Here is a 5,092-nt window from a genome sequence, read left to right as displayed (position 1 = left end):
TAGGATTTCGAGTTTTTTTGATGGGTGGTTGAATGATTCAACCATCTATAAAAACAAAATTAAATACGAACTAAATCAACGATTGTGCCACTTTTTGCATCAGCAGCGAATTCGAAGTTTACAGCTTCGCCATCTTCTACGCGAGAGATGCCGCCTTTGTAAACAGGGATTGTAATGTTTTCTTTTTTAAATGATTCCGGTTGCATGTAAATCCAAGAACCGTCAATCGTACCGTCTTTTTTGAATTCGTTTTTAATATCCTCTAAAACAGCATTCGGATTTTTGTTTGGATTTACTCGTGTTGATGTCTCTTTCACTACGTAAGCTACTGCTACGCCAGTAACTACGCCAACTAAAAAGTCACATAATTTCATTAGTTTTCCCCCTTCAATTAACTCTAAATACAGTGTATCACACGATAAAAAATAAGTGTAACGAGAAACTAAGGTGAATTTCAAAAGTAAATGAGAAAAATTTCAGAATTATCACGATTATCGAAATAATAAAGTGGTAATTTAAGGCTTAAATCGCTACAATAAATAGTGAAAAGAAAAGGGAGGAATTTCCGTTGAATCAACAAACATTAGAAATGTTTAAAACATTAACTGAATTACCGGGTGCTCCTGGCAATGAACACGCAGTGCGTGCATACATGCGCTCACAATTAGAACCATATGCAGATGAAATTATTCAAGATAATTTAGGCGGTATTTTTGGCGTCAAACACGGCGAAAAAGATGCACCGAAAATTTTAGTTGCAGGGCATATGGATGAAGTAGCTTTTATGGTGACACAAATTACAGATAACGGGATGGTTCGTTTTCAAACACTAGGCGGTTGGTCAAATCAAGTGATGTTGGCACAGCGCGTCGATGTGTATACGACGAATGGTCCAATTCCAGGTGTGATTGCATCTGTGCCACCGCACTTACTATCTGCAGAACAACGCAATAAACCGATGGAAATTAAAAATATGTTAATTGATATAGGTGCTGACAGTCGTGATGAAGCGATTCAAATGGGCGTTCTTCCAGGGCAATCGATTATTCCAACGAGCAAGTTCACTGTGATGGCAAATCCGAAAAAAGTGATGGCAAAAGCATGGGATAACCGTTACGGTTGTGGTTTAGCACTAGAATTAATGAAAGAAGTACACAAAGATAAGTTGCCAAACACATTGTATGCTGGTGCGAATGTGATGGAAGAAGTTGGACTTCGCGGTGCGAAAGTTTCAGCTAATATGATTAAACCTGATTTATTCTTTGCATTAGATGCAAGTCCTGCAAATGATACGACAGGTGATAAAAATCAATTTGGTCAATTAGGAAATGGTCCGTTACTACGTATTTTTGACCGTACAATGGTGACGCATAAAGGGATGCGCGAATTTATTTTAGATACAGCAGAAACGAATAATATTCCGTATCAATATTTCGTATCACCAGGCGGTACAGATGCAGGGAATGTGCATATTTCAAATGATGGTGTACCAAGTTCTGTTATCGGTATTTGTTCTCGTTACATTCATTCTCACGCATCGATTGTCAATTTAGATGATATTGATGCAGCGAAAGAATTAATCGTAGCGCTCGTACGTGCAGCTGATGCATCGACGGTCCAAACGATTTTAAGTAAATAAATGAGTGTATAAGGCGTTTCTGAAGATACATCTTTAGAAACGTCTTTTTTTATTGAGCCGGGACGTCTACAATAAAAAAGAATCGTATGACGAAAAGGAGTGGCACGTATGAAAATAGCAATTGGCACGACAAACCGTGCAAAAGTCGCGGCAGTGACAACAGCTGCAACGATGTACATAAAAGAAGAACTGATCGTTGAACCAATCGGTGTTGCTTCAGGTGTATCTGACCAGCCGATGTCCGATGAAGAGACGAAAAAAGGGGCAGTGAATCGTGCTAAAGCAGCACTCGTCGCAACAAACGCCGACATTGCCTTCGGATTAGAAGGCGGCGTTAAACGAGTAGAGGATACGATGTATTTATGTAATTGGGCAGCTATTGTTTCGAAAGAAGGACGCATTTATACAGCAGCCGGTGCGCAAATCCCGTTGCCAGAAGAAATTGCTAATGAACTAGAAAACGGACGCGAATTAGGACCTGTGATGGACGTGTATGCGAAGCAACAAAATACGCGAGAGCATTCTGGAGCAATCGGTGTATTCACAAATGGATTAGTTGATCGTCAACAAATGTTTGAGCATATTTTAACGCTTTTAATCGGACAATATACGTATTGGAAAAATCGCTAGGCACTTTCTTTGAAAGGAGTGTCCGAGATGTTTACACTAGTATGTAGTGAATAGATACAAATGATAGGGGAATAGATGATGGAAACTTTACAATCCGTAGCACATTTTGAACAATTAAAAAACGAAGGAAAAGTGATTTTCGTATTTTCTGCAAATTGGTGTCCAGATTGTCGCTTTATCGATCCTTTCATGCCAGAAGTGGAAGAGAAATTTAAAGAAATCACGTTCGTATACGTGGATCGCGATCAATTTATCGACATTTGTGTTGAAAATGATATTTTTGGAATTCCAAGCTTTTTAGCTTTCAATAAAGGAACAGAAACAGGTCGCTTCGTATCAAAAGACCGTAAAACACAACAAGAAATTGAAAATTTTGTAGCACAACAATAAGAAAAGGAATGATGACGTGAAAGCACAACAACTCATCACGGTTTTAAAGGAACGTTTAGGTGAACAAACGTATACGTGGAATATCGATGAAAAAACAAATAAATTAAGAATTGAACATAAGGCATTGCAAACGGGGCTCGATTTACAAGTCGGTGATACGCTCGCAAAATATGAAGAGCGTGGCGAAAAAGCAATCGATGAAGTCGTTTATACGATTGACGAAACATTTAAATCGATGGAACAAGAGAAAAAAGGGTTTGCAGGACAAACAACGATTTATCCTGTCATTCGCTCAGGTTCGTTTCCGAAGCAGTCAAAAGAGGGGTATACATTCATTACGACACCACATACAGCGGAAACAACGATTTTTTATGCACTCGATTTAGGGAGAACGTATCGTTTAATTGACGAGCATATGTTAAAATTACTCGGTATGGATGAAACGGAAGTGAAGGAAACAGCTCGTTTCACCGTGAAGCAATTATCTACTCCGCTGAAAAAAGATGTCGTGGCGGATAATACGTTTTATTTTGTGAATGCGAATGATGGATACGATGCAAGCCGCATTTTAAATGAGGGCTTCATGAAAGATATCGCTTCTAAAATAAAAGGAGAGATGACAGTTTCTCTTCCTCACCAAGACGTTATGATTATTGGGGATATTCAAAATGCGACAGGATATGATGTCCTTGCGCAAATGACGATGTACTTTTTCTCTGTCGGAACGGTACCAATCACATCGTTATCATTTATGTATGAAAATGGGAAGCTTGAGCCAATCTTTATTATGGCGAAAAGTGGAAATAAAAAGGAGCAAGACAAATAATGATCGTATCTTATAACAAACCATTCGTAGGCGATACTTTACTCGTTCAATTAACGTCAGAACCTGTCGTTACAGTAGAACTTGAACGCCACGAAGATTTAGTATTAATTAAAGAACAAGCTACTCAAGAAGTAAAAGCATTCAATTTTTTCAATGCATCAAACTATTTAAATGTAGAAGGATTCATGGGGAATGTAGAATTAACAGAAGCGTTCGTTGAACAATTAAAAGCAGCAATCGCTAAAACAGGTGCGACAGTGGACTTAGACGTTGATTTAACACCTAAATTTGTTGTTGGACAAGTGTTAGAAATGGCAGACCACCCAGATGCAGATAAATTACACATTTGTAAAGTGCAAGTAGATGAAGAAGCACCTCTTCAAATCGTTTGTGGTGCACCGAATGTAGCAGAAGGTCAAAAAGTAGTCGTAGCGAAAATTGGTGCAGTTATGCCTTCAGGTACAGTAATTGAACCATCTAAATTACGTGGTGTAGAATCATTTGGTATGCTTTGTTCAGCACGTGAATTAGAAATTCCAAATGCACCACAAGTACGTGGTATTTTAGTGTTAAATGATACAATGGAAGTTGGAGCACCTTTCCACGCATAATACGTAACTCAAAAAAACGATGAAAGGATTCCTTTCATCGTTTTTTTAGTAGAATCGCAAATTTATCGCGTGATGCGCACGTTTTCTTACGTCCCTTTTTGGGAATATCATGAAAAGTATAGATAAAACATAGAAGGATAATTGCGCGACCTTCTTTCTTACTGATAAAATGAAGAAGATTATATTGGAAATGAGTGATAATTATGGGTTTCTTAAAAAAGATATTTCAAAGAAACGATGAAGAGGAAGAAGTGTATTACGAACAACCAAGCGAACAGTTTACGGATTCTGATACGTATGAAGAACCAGTGAAACAGGAAAAAGAAAAGAAATTTCAATTTCCATTAATTGAGGATGAAATCCAACCGCAATCCCAACCTACTGTTGAAAAAGTATTTGATGTACAACAGACAGAAAATCCGATTTTCCAAGACAGTCCTGTTGATTTGCGCTCAAATACATATGAAAAAAAGCCATCGAATTATTCACCGTTTGGAAATGCGCCGAACGGTTTGATTCAAACAGTTCCACGTGTAAGTCGTGATCGCTACAATCCATTTACAGATACTGGGGTTGCGTCTGAACCGAGAGAAACAAGAATTCGCAGAGCAGAAGTGAACGGACGATCGCATGTACCGAAAAAACAAGAGCGACCACTTTTAAGAAAAGCGATGGAAGAACGTCAAGCGCAGCATGAGGCAAAACAACTTGTTAAAAAAGAAGTGAAGAAGGCACATTATACAGCTCCAGAAACATCATCTGATGCGATTATTCCTAAGAAACGATTCGAGCCGATGGAAGTACCTTCACCGATTTATGGATTCCAAAAACCACCGAAGCGACCTATTGTCACACCACAATATGTAGAATCCCAACGTGAATTTATTCGCTCTAAAAAAGGCATTTTCACAAATAAAGATACGACGTCATTACAAGAAGAATTGTCTTTAGCAGAATTAAAACAAGTTGAAGAAGTAGCTCCAATCGAAGAAACAA

At 38.3% G+C, this 5,092-nt stretch carries 7 protein-coding genes; 6 read left to right on the top strand and 1 reads right to left on the bottom strand.

What is annotated here, in order from left to right; all coding sequences use genetic code 11:
* Window positions 1–59: 59 nt before the first annotated feature.
* The gene (locus tag KSHG_RS07155) at window positions 60–374 is read right to left on the bottom strand and encodes a hypothetical protein (protein ID WP_010303841.1); all 315 of its coding nucleotides are present in this window, start codon (window positions 372–374) and stop codon (window positions 60–62) included.
* A 194-nt stretch (window positions 375–568) separates the two neighbouring features.
* Here KSHG_RS07155 and KSHG_RS07150 point away from each other — a divergent pair, with 194 nt between their 5' ends.
* From KSHG_RS07150 to KSHG_RS18475, 6 genes are all read left to right on the top strand, one after another.
* Entirely contained in the window at window positions 569–1,639 is a 1,071-nt protein-coding gene (locus KSHG_RS07150) for a M42 family metallopeptidase (protein ID WP_010303839.1), read from the top strand.
* A 108-nt stretch (window positions 1,640–1,747) separates the two neighbouring features.
* Window positions 1,748–2,269: a DUF84 family protein gene (locus KSHG_RS07145; protein WP_010303837.1), complete on the top strand. Its 522-nt coding sequence runs from the start codon at window positions 1,748–1,750 to the stop codon at window positions 2,267–2,269.
* A gap of 78 nt (window positions 2,270–2,347) precedes the next feature.
* Entirely contained in the window at window positions 2,348–2,659 is a 312-nt protein-coding gene (locus tag KSHG_RS07140) for a thioredoxin family protein (protein ID WP_010303835.1), read from the top strand.
* Between the two features lie 16 nt (window positions 2,660–2,675).
* Entirely contained in the window at window positions 2,676–3,485 is an 810-nt protein-coding gene (locus tag KSHG_RS07135) for a DUF1444 family protein (RefSeq protein WP_010303833.1), read from the top strand.
* A complete protein-coding gene (gene ytpR / locus KSHG_RS07130; RefSeq protein WP_010303831.1) occupies window positions 3,485–4,096 on the top strand; it encodes a YtpR family tRNA-binding protein in 612 nt (203 codons plus the stop codon). The genes KSHG_RS07135 and ytpR overlap by 1 nt, the downstream gene beginning before the upstream one ends.
* A gap of 203 nt (window positions 4,097–4,299) precedes the next feature.
* The coding region (locus KSHG_RS18475) for a hypothetical protein (RefSeq protein WP_010303829.1) at window positions 4,300–5,092 on the top strand (793 nt) is incomplete at its 3' end.

Origin of the sequence: Kurthia senegalensis, from assembly GCF_000285595.1 — a bacterium.
GTDB classification, from domain to species: Bacteria; Bacillota; Bacilli; order Bacillales_A; family Planococcaceae; genus Kurthia; species Kurthia senegalensis.
Note: the sequence above shows the minus strand (reverse complement) of the source record. Positions and strands in the feature narration are given on the sequence as shown.